12 protein-coding genes are annotated in these 12497 nt (G+C 61.1%); 4 read left to right on the forward strand and 8 right to left on the reverse strand.

The annotated features are described in order from the left end of the window. Positions 1 to 64 precede the first annotated feature (64 nt). The 6 genes from TRL7639_RS08070 to cobA all read right to left on the reverse strand — a co-directional run bounded on the left by TRL7639_RS08070 (position 65) and on the right by cobA (position 4981). Positions 65 to 895, reverse strand: a complete 831-nt coding sequence (locus tag TRL7639_RS08070) for a ferredoxin--NADP reductase (protein ID WP_085795209.1) — start codon at positions 893 to 895, stop codon at positions 65 to 67. 110 nt (positions 896 to 1005) lie between these two features. Next, positions 1006 to 1413, reverse strand: coding sequence for a DUF934 domain-containing protein (locus TRL7639_RS08075; protein ID WP_085795210.1), 408 nt, complete (start codon positions 1411 to 1413; stop codon positions 1006 to 1008). After that, on the reverse strand, positions 1410 to 2171 hold the full coding sequence (locus TRL7639_RS08080; RefSeq protein WP_085795211.1) for a phosphoadenylyl-sulfate reductase: 762 nt from the start codon (positions 2169 to 2171) through the stop codon (positions 1410 to 1412). Before TRL7639_RS08080 ends, TRL7639_RS08075 begins: the two co-directional genes overlap by 4 nt. Further along, entirely contained in the window at positions 2161 to 3825 is a 1665-nt protein-coding gene (locus tag TRL7639_RS08085; protein ID WP_085795212.1) for a nitrite/sulfite reductase, read from the reverse strand. Before TRL7639_RS08085 ends, TRL7639_RS08080 begins: the two co-directional genes overlap by 11 nt. 65 nt (positions 3826 to 3890) lie before the next feature. Continuing rightward, positions 3891 to 4205: a DUF2849 domain-containing protein gene (locus TRL7639_RS08090; protein ID WP_085795213.1), complete on the reverse strand. Its 315-nt coding sequence runs from the start codon at positions 4203 to 4205 to the stop codon at positions 3891 to 3893. Further along, positions 4205 to 4981, reverse strand: coding sequence for a uroporphyrinogen-III C-methyltransferase (cobA, locus tag TRL7639_RS08095; protein WP_085795214.1), 777 nt, complete (start codon positions 4979 to 4981; stop codon positions 4205 to 4207). Before cobA ends, TRL7639_RS08090 begins: the two co-directional genes overlap by 1 nt. Before the next feature lie 144 nt (positions 4982 to 5125). Between cobA and TRL7639_RS08100 the strand changes: the two genes are divergently transcribed. After that, entirely contained in the window at positions 5126 to 5587 is a 462-nt protein-coding gene (locus TRL7639_RS08100; RefSeq protein WP_085795215.1) for an Lrp/AsnC family transcriptional regulator, read from the forward strand. Here TRL7639_RS08100 and TRL7639_RS08105 read toward each other — a convergent pair. Together TRL7639_RS08105 and TRL7639_RS08110 are read right to left on the reverse strand one after the other, a co-directional pair. Next, positions 5582 to 6730, reverse strand: coding sequence for an adenylate/guanylate cyclase domain-containing protein (locus tag TRL7639_RS08105; protein ID WP_085795216.1), 1149 nt, complete (start codon positions 6728 to 6730; stop codon positions 5582 to 5584). The genes TRL7639_RS08100 and TRL7639_RS08105 overlap by 6 nt on opposite strands. A 57-nt stretch (positions 6731 to 6787) precedes the next feature. Beyond that, positions 6788 to 7969 (reverse strand): cytochrome P450, encoded by a 1182-nt coding sequence (locus tag TRL7639_RS08110; protein ID WP_085795217.1) that lies wholly within the window; start codon positions 7967 to 7969, stop codon positions 6788 to 6790. 60 nt (positions 7970 to 8029) lie between these two features. Between TRL7639_RS08110 and TRL7639_RS08115 the strand changes: the two genes are divergently transcribed. From TRL7639_RS08115 to TRL7639_RS08125, 3 genes are all read left to right on the forward strand, one after another. Next, the gene (locus TRL7639_RS08115) at positions 8030 to 9781 is read left to right on the forward strand and encodes a sensor histidine kinase (RefSeq protein WP_085795218.1); all 1752 of its coding nucleotides are present in this window, start codon (positions 8030 to 8032) and stop codon (positions 9779 to 9781) included. After that, positions 9778 to 11007, forward strand: coding sequence for a sigma-54-dependent transcriptional regulator (locus TRL7639_RS08120; protein ID WP_085795219.1), 1230 nt, complete (start codon positions 9778 to 9780; stop codon positions 11005 to 11007). Before TRL7639_RS08115 ends, TRL7639_RS08120 begins: the two co-directional genes overlap by 4 nt. Before the next feature lie 384 nt (positions 11008 to 11391). After that, positions 11392 to 12393, forward strand: coding sequence for a DctP family TRAP transporter solute-binding subunit (locus TRL7639_RS08125; RefSeq protein ID WP_085795220.1), 1002 nt, complete (start codon positions 11392 to 11394; stop codon positions 12391 to 12393). The last annotated feature ends 104 nt before the right edge of the window (positions 12394 to 12497 follow it).

Here is a 12497-nt window from a genome sequence, read left to right on the forward strand (position 1 = left end):
CCGGATGAAGCTGTCGTGACGAAGCTTTCGTTCCGGGGGCGTTTATTTTCAGTGCAATTGGGGCTTAGCCCACAAAGGCTTTTTCAACTACAAACTGCTTGGGATCCGAATTTGCACCTTCTTCCAGGCCGAACCCTTCGAGGATTTCGGTGATGTCCTTGTTGAAGGCCAGGCTGCCGCAGACCATGCCGCGATCGGTTTCCGGGTTGATCGGGTCGATGCCCAGATCCTTGAACACGGTGCCGTCGGTCAGCAGATCGGTGATCCGGCCCATCTTGGGGCTCTCTTCGCGGGTGGTGGTCGGGTAATAACGGATCTTGTCCGCAAACCCTTCGCCGATCAGTTCTGCCAGCATCTCGTCTTGCTTGATGCTTTCGATCAGCTGACGACCGTATTCCAGCTCGGCCACTTCGCGGCAGGTGTGGGTGATGACGACTTCGTCGTAGTCCTCATAGGTCTGCGGTTCACGCAGGAGCGAGGCAAAGGGGGCAAAACCGGTGCCGGTGGCAAAGAACCACAGACGCTTGCCGGGCAGCAGCGCGTCGTGCACCAGGGTGCCAACGGGCTTGGGGCGCAGGATGATCTGATCGCCAGGCTTGATGTGCTGCAGCTTTGACGTCAGAGGGCCATTCTGCACCTTGATCGAGTAGAACTCCAGCTCTTCGTCCCAGGACGGCGAGGCGATGGAATAGGCGCGTAGCAGCGGCTTGCCGTTGTCGCCCAACAGGCCGATCATCACGAACTCTCCCGAGCGGAAGCGCAGCGAGGCAGGGCGCGACACCTTGAAAGAGAACAGGCTGTCGGTCCAGTGCTTCACATCGGTGACGGTCTGGGCGTCGGGGAGAACGGGGGCCTTGACGGCGGGTGCATCGGTCACGGATTTCATCTCTGTCATCGTTATATCTGCCGGTGCTCTAAACCGACAACTCCGTTTAATCGTTGATCCAAGTCAGGAAAAGGGGGCAAACGGCCCCCTTTGGTTCACAAGCTGGCTATGACGCAGGATTATCCGCGCAGGCGGGCCTGATAATCGTGGTCTTTCCAGTTGGCGCGGGCAAGCCATTGATCCTCGGGCTGGCGATTGGCCAGGTGCTGATCAATCTCGACCTCGTCAAAGCCCGAGCGCCGCGCCATGGCGTATTGGTCGGCCAGAACATGGCCCTTGGCGCGCAGGCGTCCGGTAAAGCCTTTCAATCGCAGGGTGCGGGCAATGGTAAACCCGCGCCCATCGGCAAAGGATGGGAAATCGACCCGCACCATCTTGGCCGCACCCAGGCGGTCGATCAATTCGTCAGGGTTGGTGTCGGATGCCACATCCAGTGCCACCACGTCATTTGCGGCATCGTCCAGGGTGACAAAGCCGTCGGTCCAGTCGTCGGGCTGAAAGCCCTCGTCGCTTACGATCACGTTCATGTCTTATCTCCTACGCGCACCATCTTGCCATCGACAAAATGGATGCCGCATTCTTCCTTGTTCTCGTTGCGCCAGCGTCCGGCGCGGGGGTCTTCTCCGGGTTTCACCTTCGATGTACACGGTGCACAGCCGATCGAAGGATACCCCTGGGCCACCAGCGGATGCCGGGGCAGGCGGTTTTCTTCCATGTAGGCGCGCACATCTTCGGGCGCCCAGTGGGCCAGCGGGTTGACCTTGACCCGACCCGTGCCATCCTCGACCTCAAAAAAGTCGAGCGCGGCGCGGGTGCCCGCCTGAAACCGCTTGCGACCGGTGATCCAACCGTCAAAACCACCCAGGGCGCGCTGCAACGGGATCGTCTTGCGCAACGTGCAACAGGCGTCGGTGTCGCTCAGGTGCAGGGCACCATAAGGGTCCTGCTTGGCCACATCGCCCTCATGTGCGCGGATGATGCGGACATCCTTCAGCCCCAACCGCTCGGCCACCTCGGCCTGATAGACCAACGTCTCGGTAAAGAGCATCTGAGTGTCCACGAACAACACCGGCACCGATTGGTCGATCACCGCCGCCATGTGCAGCAGAACCACCGATTCCGCGCCAAAGCTGGACACCAGCGCGATGTTACCTGCATCCGCCAGCGCCCCGTGCATGACATCGGTGGCACTGTGGTGACGGTAGCGGTCGTTCAGGGCCTCGACCTTGTCGGTCAGGGCCTGACGATCCGCTCCCAGTTCCGTCTGGATCTCGTCAAGCGGCATCGGCCTGTGCCTCGGGGTAAAGAGCCGCTTTGAACGGCGCCAGACCAAGGCGACGGTAGGTCTGCAGGAACGTCTCGTCCTTGCTGTCGCGCAGGTCGAGGTAGGCGTAAACCAGACGCTCTACTGCCGGAACAATCTCATCATACGAGAAGCCGGGACCAGCACGTTCACCGATGGAGGCGTTTTCCGAACCGTCGCCACCCAGCGTGATCTGGTAGCTTTCGACGCCAGCCCGGTCCAGGCCCAGGATGCCGATGTGACCCACATGGTGGTGGCCACAGGCGTTGATGCAGCCAGAGATCTTGATCTTCAGGTGGCCGATGTCGTGTTCCAGCTTCAGCTCGTCAAAACGGGTCGCGATGGTTTCAGCAACCGGGATCGAGCGGGCCGTGGCCAGCGCGCAATAATCCATGCCGGGGCAGGCGATGATGTCGCTGATCAGACCGATGTTGGCGGTCGCCAGCTCGTGCTCTTTCAGCTTTGCGTGGATCGCAGGCAGGTCCGATTTGTGGACATGCGGCAGGATCACGTTCTGCTCGTGGCTGATGCGCAGCTCGTCATAGCCGAAATCTTGCGCCAGATCCGCCATCACGCGCATCTGTTCAGCGGTCGCATCACCCGGCGTGTTGCCGTGCTTTTTGATCGAGATCGTGACGATGGCGTGGTCCGCGTTCTTGTGCGGTGCGATGTTGGTGTCGACCCACGACCGGAAAACCGGATCGTTGGTATAGGCACCTTCGAACGTGGCCACGGATGCCTCGCGGAAGGCAGGCAGGGCAAAATGCGTCTTGATCTCGTCCAGCAGCGCCATGTCGACGCCTTTGAATTGGGGGCGCACTTGGGCATAACGTTCTTCCACGCGGGCGCGGATGTCGTCAATACCGTGCTCGTGCACAGTGATCTTGATGCGGGCCTTGTACTTGTTGTCTCGGCGGCCGATCTGATTCCACACGGAAACGGTGGCTTCGAGGTAAGCCAGCAGATCGTCGAAGGCGATGAATTCGTTCAAGGTTTTGCCGATCATCGGCGTCCGGCCCAGACCGCCACCCACGATGACCTTGGCGCCCAGAACGCCGTCACGCTCGACCAGTTGCAGGCCGATGTCATGCGCCTTGATCACGGCGCGGTCGTTTTCCGAGCCGGTTATGGCGATCTTGAACTTGCGCGGCATGAACTGGAATTCGGGGTGGTCGGTGGACCACTGGCGCAGCAATTCGGCATAGGGACGCGGGTCGGCAACCTCGTCAGCCGCAGCACCGGCGAAATGGTCGGCGGTCACGTTGCGGATGGTATTGCCGCTGGTCTGGATGGCGTGCATGCCAACCTCGGCCAGTGCGTCCAGCATATCCGGCACGTCATTCAACTTGGGCCAGTTGTACTGAATGTTCTGGCGCGTGGTGAAATGGCCGTAACCCTTGTCCCACTTTTCGGCCAGCAGGGCCAGCTGGCGCATCTGCGCGCTGTTGAGCGTGCCATAAGGAATGGCGACCCGCAGCATATAGGCGTGCAGCTGCAGATACAGGCCGTTCATCAGGCGAAGCGGCTTGAATTCATCCTCGGTCAGCGAGCCGTCGATGCGGCGCTCGACCTGGGCGCGGAACTGAGCGTTGCGTTCAGCAAGAAAGGCTGTGTCAAACTCGGAGTAGCGATACATGGTTTGCTGTCCTTGTTGCAGCCCCGGACATGGGGCCTTTTGAGGGGAGAGAGAAGGGGCCCAGATCAGGCCCGGGGCTGCGGAGAGGTTTCCTGCTTGCCGTGCACGTAGTTCGACGGCCCGGTGCGGCGGAAGTCCTCTCTAAAGTGGGTGGGTTCGGGGCCAGTGTCGCCGGCCACCGCATCGGCCAGATAGGCCCCCACGATCACGTTTGCCTGCCGCGAGGCATCCAGCAGCCGCAGCTGCGCATGCGCCTCGTCGGTGATCAGCTCGGCCTCGGAAATATGGCGCGACCAGCGATCATCGGCGGTTTGATAAATCACGTCACCTTCCAGCAGGTGGTTGGCAGTGACGATCTTGGGGGTAAAGGCACGGGCCATCAGGCAAATTCCTTGTTCAATTGGGTCAGGGCTTGCGCCGCGTCGCGGGGCGCGAGGCCATAAAGGGTCAGGGCGGGGCCGTCCATTTCGGCGGCGGCCAGATCGGTGGGCAGCTTGTCCAGCGTGGTCGCCAGAACGCGCTGATCGGGGCGCGAGGCGTTTTCGACCAGCGTCACAGGCGTTGCGCGGTCGGCACCGTGCATGATCAGGCGGCCCTGAACGAAACGGGCCGATTTCTTGCCCATATAGATCGCGGCAACCTCGCCCGTGCGCGCCAGAGCGGCCCAGTCGTGATCGGCAAAGCCTTTCATGTCGTGGCCGGTCAGAAACCGGACCGAGGAATTGCGGCCACGGCGTGTCAGGCTCTGTCCGATGCCCGCGACAGCGGCCGAGGCAGCGGTCAGGCCGGGCACGATGCGCCAGGTGACGCCGGCGGCCTCAACCGCTTCAATCTCTTCATCCAGACGGCCAAAGACGGTGGGGTCGCCGGACTTGAGCCGAACCACACGGGCGCCGGTGAGGGCGGTTTCAGCCAGCAGCGCGTCGATGTCCGATTGCTTCCACGACGGACCAAAGCCTGCCTTGCCCACATCAACCAGACGCGCGGTCTTGCCCGCAAGGGCCAGGATCTCTTCGCTGATCAGACGATCGTGCATGACCACATCCGCCATCTCAAACGCGCGCATGGCTTTCAGCGTCAGCAGTTCGGGATCACCCGGACCTGCGCCGACAAAGTCGACGTGGCCTTGTGGAATATGGTGCGTGGTCGTGGACATTGTTGGTCCCTGTGGTGTGTTTGACTTGGGTCTCAATATAGGAAATATTCCCGCCAATGCGCCATATGGGCGATCAAATAAGGACAAGTGTTTTCGAAGTTCGGCGAAACGGAACGCCGGTTTCGAATGAGAGGGAAAACAGGAATGTCGGTACGAATAGACGACACAGATCGGAAAATTCTGGCTGAGCTGCAACGCGACGCTAGCCAGTCGCTGGACGAAATCGCGTCTCGCGTGGGGTCCTCCAAGACGCCGGTCTGGAATCGCATCCGCAAGCTGCGCGGTGCTGGTGTGATCGGTCAGCAGACGGTGCAACTGGACGCCGAGGCGCTTGGGTTCGAGGCCTGTTTCTTTGTCCTGATCCGCACGTCCGAGCATGAGGCCGAGTGGCAGAAAGCCTTCCTAAAGGCCTTGCGGGATCGCCCCGAAGTGCAAGAGGCGCACCGCCTGGCGGGCGACATCGACTATATCCTGAAAGTGCGGGTGCAGAACGCGCGGGCTTATGATGCCTTTTATCAGGCGCTCATTTCCGAGGTGCGGGTGCACAACGTCACAGCGCTCTTGTCGATGGAAGAGATCAAATCAACCACGATGCTGCCGCTATAGGCGGAACAGTTCGACCGGATCGGCGACACCGCGGATGTCATGAGGACCAATGCTGGCGGTTTTGGCCTGCGCGTGTTGGGCCACGGCGGCGGTGAACAAGGCCGGGTGGTGCAGGTTCTTGCAAAGCGCCTGCACCCGGCTTGCCATATTCACCGGCGGGCCAACCACGGTGTAATCGAGCCGGTCGGGGCTGCCGATGTTGCCAAAAGTGACCGGGCCAAAATCAGCACTCAGGACAAAGGCGATCTGTTCACGGCTCTCTTCCTGGGCGCATTGATTGTAACTTTCAAGCGCGGCGAGAGCTTGTTCGGCGGCTTTAATCGTGGCGGTGCAAGCCCGGTTGGCATCGTCGTCGCGAAAGATCGCCAGAACGCCATCGCCCATGAACTTGAGCACATCGCCGCCTTGATCCCGAACGGCCGTAACGATCATGTCGAAGTAATCCCCCATCACCGTGAGCAGCTTGGCCTCGGGCCAGGCTTCGGACTTGGCGGTGAACCCGCGCAGATCAGCAATCAGGATCGCGGCCGAAACCGAGGTGTTCTCGCCGCGTTTGATGTGGCCGTCCCCGATCTCAACAGCCGGACCATCGCCCAGATAGGTGCGCAACAGGCTGTCTTGGGATTCGCGCATTGCAATCGGTTCCATCGCGGCGGCCAACGCTTGGCGGGTGTCTTCAAACGCTTGGATGTCGGCGTCGCTGAATCCATCGGGATGGTGCGTTGTCAGGCTGGTTCCCTGAACAGACCCATCGCCATATTCCAATGCCATTGCAAAGAAATCCGTCGCCCCGCCTGCCGCAAGCTCGGCATAGACGTCGTGTTCATGGGCAAGGTTCAGATCCATGATCCGTTTGCGCAACGATGTTCGCGTGGTGATGACATGTTCGAACGGGCTGCCCTTCCAGGCCGAGGTATCCAGGATGGTCGACGGGACAACGTATTTCTCGGTGTTCTGCGGCGTCCAGATGATGCCCCAGGCGCTGAGGATTGGATTGGAATATTGCTGTGCCACCCGCACCCGCGCCAGCGGAACGCCCATATCGACCAAAGCCTGACAATAGCCGCGCACGATGGCGATCTCGTCGCCAAGCAGACGACCGTCAGAAATCAGCCAGCGGTTCAGATCGGTTGGGGTGGGCACGGGCGCTCTCTGTGGTTTCGGTGCTCTTCTCCATAGTTTGGGCGAAGCACGGTCTTTTCAACCCTTCGACACCTCTAGCCGAGTAAGGCCGTGGAAATGGTAGGTGTTGGCGTATTCCGGCGGGGCGTTCAGCATCAGGTTCGGGCAGCGTTGAAACAGGATCGGCAGCGCGATGCGCAGTTCCAGACGCGCGAGCGGCGCGCCGACACAGAAATGCAGCCCGCCGCCAAAGCTGGTGTTGGTCTGGATGTGACGGGTGGGATCAAAGCGGTCTGGATCGCTCCAGATCGCCGGATCGCGGTTGGCTGCCCCCAAAAGCAGCGCCACCTGATCGCCGCGTTTGAAGTCATGCCCGTAAAGTTGAACGTCCTCATAGGCATAGCGCGTGAACATATGCAGGGGCGGGTCGTAACGCAGGATTTCCTCGACCGTTTCGTCCAAGGCATTGCTGAACAATGTATCAACCGATCCGGTTTCAAGCAGCGTCTTAACCCCGTTCGACAAGGCATGCACTGTCGCTTCATGCCCGGCATTCAGCAACAGGATGCAGGTGCCGATCAGCTCGTCGGTGTTCAGCTTCTCGCCTTCTTCTTCGGCTGCGATCAGACGGGTGATCAGGTCGTCGCGTGGGTCGTTGCGGCGTTCATCAATATAGCCACGCAGGAAATCCGCAAACTCGGTTGAGGCGCGGGCTGCAGCATCCTCGGTCTCGCGTGTGCGGCTGGCCTGATACATCGCGACCATGTCATGGGACCACTTCAACAGATCAGGCGCCATTGCCTCGGGCACGCCCAATAGACGGCAGATCGTGATCACCGGCACTTGGGTGCAATAGGCGTCGAGCAGGTCGAACGGGCCATCGGGGAATTGGTCGATCAGATGGTGACAGAGGGTTTCGATGTCCGGGGCCAGCGAGCCTATGGCGCGCGAGGTGAAGGCGCGCAGAACCAGCGCGCGCAGCCGCGTGTGGCGCGGCGGTTCCGCTTCGAGCAGTGAGGTCGCCTCGATCGCAAGCCACGGGGCCAGATGCGCCGGGCCGGGTTTGGCCATCTCGGGTGGAACCTCGCGGCCAAAGCGGCGGTCTTTCAACAGGCTTTGCACAGCAGCATGAGTAAAGGCGGCAGGCATGCCGTAGTCGGCCCAAAACTGCAGATCCCCATCGGCGCGGGCCGCGCGATAGAAGGCATAAGGATCTTGGACAAATTCCGGGGCTGTGGGGGTCTGGTGCAAAGTCTTCATGCTTCGGGTGTGCCGCGCGCCTCTGGTCAATGCAAGAGCAGCTTTGCTAAGATCAGGGACATGAAGGGATATTGGCGTCAGCGCAGCTGGATCATCGTTGGGTTCTTTGGCGTGGTGGCGACCCTTGCCGCGGGCGTCTGGACCTATGGCTATCGTCAGGCGCTGGATCAACTGGCGTTGAGGGCCGAGGCCGATCTGGCATTGGCCAGCGACCGGTTAAGCACCCAGTTGCAGATTTATCAGGAACTTGCGGTGCTGACGGCGACGCATCCCGGGCTGCGCGGCCTCGACAACAGTCCCGAGATGCAGGCCCAGGCCAATACGCTGATGGTGGCAATTGCCGACAAGACCGGGGCTTTGGATGTGGCTTTCGCCGACCGCAACGGTCGGGTGCTAGCCGCAGCCCAGGGTTTGGCGGGGCAGGACCTGTCCCGAACTCCTTATTTCGAACGCGCACTTCAGGGCGCGCTAGGCACCCATCATGAGGTCATGCCCCAGACCGGGCGGCGCGCCTATTTCTATGCCGCGCCCGCGTTTGAGCCCGACGGCCCGGTCCGCGGTGTGCTGATCGTGGTCGCTGATCTGGAAGATGTGGAACAGACATGGCGCGGCTCGCTCCCGCCAGTGTTCTTCACTGATGACGCGGGAAAGGTTTTTATCTCGAACCGGCCCGAGCTGCTGTTCTGGCAAAGAGAGGCAGGGCAGATCGGCCTGGCCCCGGTCACGGGGGATGCTCCTGCCTTTGGCTCCATTGATGTGGGCGAGCATGAGATCTGGCAGCTCAACTGGGGGCCACATGTGCCGCGCGCAGGCTTGCACACCACCGTCAGCCTGCCGCAAATCGGAATGACGGGGGAAATCATCGTGGATGTGGCCCCCGCGGCCCGGATCGCGGGGCTTCAGGCGGCCGCTTTGGCGGCCCTGTGTTTGGCCTTTGGCGCGTTGCTGTTTTTGGCGTCGGAACGGCGCCGGGCGTTGACCTTGGCCAATGCGGATCTGGAAAGCCGCGTGGCGGATCGAACGCGTGTTTTGCAAGACACCAATGTGCAGCTGCGTCGCGAGGTAAGTGAACGTGAAGAGGCCGAAGCGGCGCTCAAACGCGCGCAGGCGGATCTGGTGCAGGCGGGCAAGCTGTCGGCGCTTGGACAGATGTCGGCGGGCATCAGTCACGAGCTCAATCAGCCGCTGATGGCGATCCAGCAGTTTGCCGACAACGGCGCGGCCTTTCTGGATCGGGGCCGGAGCGAGAAGGCGGGTGAAAATCTGGGGCGCATCTCGGACATGGCCGCACGCATGGCGCGGATCATCAAGAACCTGCGCGCCTTTGCCCGCAATGAGAGCGAGCCGATGGGCAAGGTCGATCTGGTGCAGGTGATTGACACGGCTGTCGAACTGACGGCCACGCACCTCAAGGCGGAAGGTGTCACGCTGAATTGGGCGCGCTCGCTGACGCCGGTCTATGCCTGGGGCGGAGAGGTGCGATTGGGGCAGGTGTTCGTCAATCTGATCAACAATGCGGTGGACGCCATGGCGGATGCAGAAGACAAGCAGATCGAGATCGTCGTTCATGGTGGCAATCGGCTGCATGTTACGGTGTCCGACACCGGACCTGGAATTGAAGAGCCCGAAAAGATCTTTGATCCGTTCTATTCCACCAAGGCGGTTGGCAGCTCCGAAGGGATGGGATTGGGGCTTTCGATCTCATACGGGTTGGTGCAGAGCTTTGGCGGTAATATTCGCGGGGCCAACACGGACCAGGGCGCGGTGTTCACGGTGGAACTGGAGCCTTTTGGCAAGGAGCAGGCGGCATGACGTGCAGGGTTTTATTGATCGACGATGATGCCGCCGTGCGCGAAGCACTGTCGCAGACGCTCGAGCTGGCGGATTATGACGCGCTGACGGCGGGGTCTTTCGTGGCCGCCAAGGATCACATCCGGCCCGATTTCGATGGGGTGATCCTGTCTGACATCCGCATGCCGGGGCGGGACGGGTTTCACTTGCTCGATTACACGCAAGAGGTGGACGCCGAGTTGCCGGTGATCTTGTTGACCGGCGAAGGCGACATCCCGATGGCGGTCAAGGCTATGGGGCAGGGGGCGTTCGGGTTCCTGGAAAAACCCTGCGCCCGTGCGGATTTGCTGGCGGTGCTGGAGCGGGCCAGCCGCACGCGCGCGCTGGTGCTGGAAAACCGGGCGTTGAAATTGCAGCTGGAGACCGGTGATCCGGCGGCGCGGATGCTCTTTGGCACCTCGTCGCAGTCCGAGGAACTGCGCGCGCGGGTGCGGTCAGTGGCGCGCACGGGGGCCGAGGTGTTGGTGACCGGGCCGGCAGGGAGCGGCATTTCCAAGGTGGCCGAGGTGGTTCACCTGATGTCGCCCGCGGGGCAGGGCCCTTTTGTCAAACGTCCCGCCGCCGGGCTGAGCGCGCAGGAATTTGCGCGGCTGTGTGATGAGGCTTCGGGTGGGTCCTTGTTTCTGGATGAGGTCTCGGCCATGCCCGAGGCGACGCAATACGCGGCACTTGAGCTGATCGAGCAGGGGGCCGGCACGCGCATATTGGCCGGAACCACTGCGGATCTGGGGGCTTTGGCGGCGCAGGGGGTGTTCAATGCCGATCTCTTCTATCGCCTTGATGTGATGCGGGTGCGCATCCCGTCCCTGGCCGAGCGGCCCGAGGATATTCCCGTGCTGTTCCGACACTACGTGGCGCAGGCCGCCGAGCAGGCAGGCATAGACGCGCCCGAGATCACGCCGGATCATCTGGCCGCGCTCATGGCGCAGGATTGGCCGGGAAACGCGCGGTCGCTGATGTCAGCTGCGATGCGATTCGTTCTGGGCATGCCCGAAGATGTGGCGCAGGCGGCAGAGCTGGGGCTGGCGGAGCAATTGGCGCGGGTGGAACGGGCTTTGCTGGTGTCTGCCCTTGGGCGCAACAACGGCAAGGCGTCCGAGGCGGCCAAGGTGCTGAAACTGCCGCGCAAGACCTTTTACGACAAGCTCACCCGTTACGGCATAAGGCCCGAAGACTACCGTCGGTAGAAGGGAGGGGCGCTCCCGCGTCTGCGGATCACATCAAAGATGTGTCCGAACAGACTTGGCCATATCTACTTTGTCTGGGCAGGTCGGCCCCTGTCGGGCCCGGCCTGCGGCACCGTGATTCGGAGAGGTGATTCGTCTGGATGTGCGGATTTTCGCACAAGTGGGAGGCGGGATGTGCGGAAATTCGCACATCAAGGGAACAAGGCGCTTTTCAAAACCGTGGGGCACCCCATCAGTGATTTGAAAATAAAAGATAAAAATCGAAGTATGTACCAGTTCGCTACAAATCGTTGAGCTGTTGTCCGTGAGTCGGTTCACTTCGTTCAGCACGCCGCTCTTCGGCGTTTGCCAATCTGGTTCAGACAATCTGTAGGGAGAGAGCAGATGAAATTTCTAGCAACCGCCGCAACCGCACTGGCGCTGAGCGTCACCGCCACCGCCGGGTTTGCCGCCTGTGATGATGGTGAGATCGTCGTCAAGTTTGCGCATGTCACCAACACCGACAAGCACCCCAAGGGGATCGCCGCCTCGCTGCTGGAGCAACGCGTCAATGACGAGATGAACGGCACCATGTGCATGGAGGTCTATCCGAACTCCACGCTGTACAACGACAACAAGGTGCTCGAAGCCATGTTGCAGGGCGACGTGCAGCTTGCCGCACCGTCGCTGTCGAAGTTTGAAAAGTTCACCAAGCAGTTCCGCCTGTTCGACCTGCCGTTCATGTTCAAGAACATTGAAGCCGTGGACGCGTTCCAGTCGTCAGCAGACGGTCAGGCGATGCTCGACAGCATGCAGCGCCGCGGTCTGCAGGGCCTTGCGTTCTGGCACAACGGCATGAAGCAGATGTCGGCCAACAAGCCGCTGGTCGCGCCGACCGATGCAAATGGCCTGAAGTTCCGCGTTCAGTCGTCGGACGTTCTGGTGGCCCAGATGGAAGCCATCGGTGGCTCGCCGCAGAAGATGGCCTTCTCGGAAGTCTATGGCGCGCTGCAGCAGGGTGTTGTGGACGGGCAGGAGAACACCTGGTCGAACATCTACGGCAAGAAGTTCTTTGAGGTTCAGGACGGTGTGACCGAAACCAACCACGGCATCATCGACTATCTGGTCGTGACCTCCGTGGACTGGCTCGACAGCCTGGACCCGGCCGTGCGTGATCAGTTCACCACCATCCTGAGCGAAGTGACCGAGACGCGCAACAGCGAAGCCTTTGCCGTAAACGAAGGCGCCAAGCAGGCAATCATTGATGCAGGCGGCACCATCCGTCAGTTGGACGCCACGCAGCGTCAGGCCTGGGTCGATACAATGAAGCCGGTTTGGGACAAGTTTGCAGGCGACGTGGGTCAGGACAAGATCGACGCAGCTCAGGCGATCAACGCCGGTTTCTGATTTGGGGACGTGGTCTGTTTGATCAATCAATTGGACATTCATAGGGCCTGTTCGAGGCTCGCCGAGAGGCAGGGTCCTGTGAATTCAAAAGAACAGAACACGTT

Origin of the sequence: Falsiruegeria litorea R37 (assembly GCF_900172225.1) — a bacterium.
Taxonomy (GTDB): domain Bacteria; phylum Pseudomonadota; class Alphaproteobacteria; order Rhodobacterales; family Rhodobacteraceae; genus Falsiruegeria; species Falsiruegeria litorea.

What these genes read in the sequence shown, in the direction of transcription:
- TRL7639_RS08120 (WP_085795219.1), top strand. Translation starts at nt 9,778, where the DNA reads ATGACGTGCAGGGTTTTATTGATCGACGATGATGCCGCCGTGCGCGAA.
- TRL7639_RS08090 (WP_085795213.1), bottom strand. Translation starts at nt 4,205, where the DNA reads ATGGCCCGTGCCTTTACCCCCAAGATCGTCACTGCCAACCACCTGCTG.
- TRL7639_RS08110 (WP_085795217.1), bottom strand. Translation starts at nt 7,969, where the DNA reads ATGAAGACTTTGCACCAGACCCCCACAGCCCCGGAATTTGTCCAAGAT.
- TRL7639_RS08080 (WP_085795211.1), bottom strand. Translation starts at nt 2,171, where the DNA reads ATGCCGCTTGACGAGATCCAGACGGAACTGGGAGCGGATCGTCAGGCC.
- TRL7639_RS08085 (WP_085795212.1), bottom strand. Translation starts at nt 3,825, where the DNA reads ATGTATCGCTACTCCGAGTTTGACACAGCCTTTCTTGCTGAACGCAAC.
- TRL7639_RS08100 (WP_085795215.1), top strand. Translation starts at nt 5,126, where the DNA reads ATGTCGGTACGAATAGACGACACAGATCGGAAAATTCTGGCTGAGCTG.
- TRL7639_RS08075 (WP_085795210.1), bottom strand. Translation starts at nt 1,413, where the DNA reads ATGAACGTGATCGTAAGCGACGAGGGCTTTCAGCCCGACGACTGGACC.
- TRL7639_RS08070 (WP_085795209.1), bottom strand. Translation starts at nt 895, where the DNA reads ATGACAGAGATGAAATCCGTGACCGATGCACCCGCCGTCAAGGCCCCC.
- cobA (WP_085795214.1), bottom strand. Translation starts at nt 4,981, where the DNA reads ATGTCCACGACCACGCACCATATTCCACAAGGCCACGTCGACTTTGTC.
- TRL7639_RS08115 (WP_085795218.1), top strand. Translation starts at nt 8,030, where the DNA reads ATGAAGGGATATTGGCGTCAGCGCAGCTGGATCATCGTTGGGTTCTTT.
- TRL7639_RS08125 (WP_085795220.1), top strand. Translation starts at nt 11,392, where the DNA reads ATGAAATTTCTAGCAACCGCCGCAACCGCACTGGCGCTGAGCGTCACC.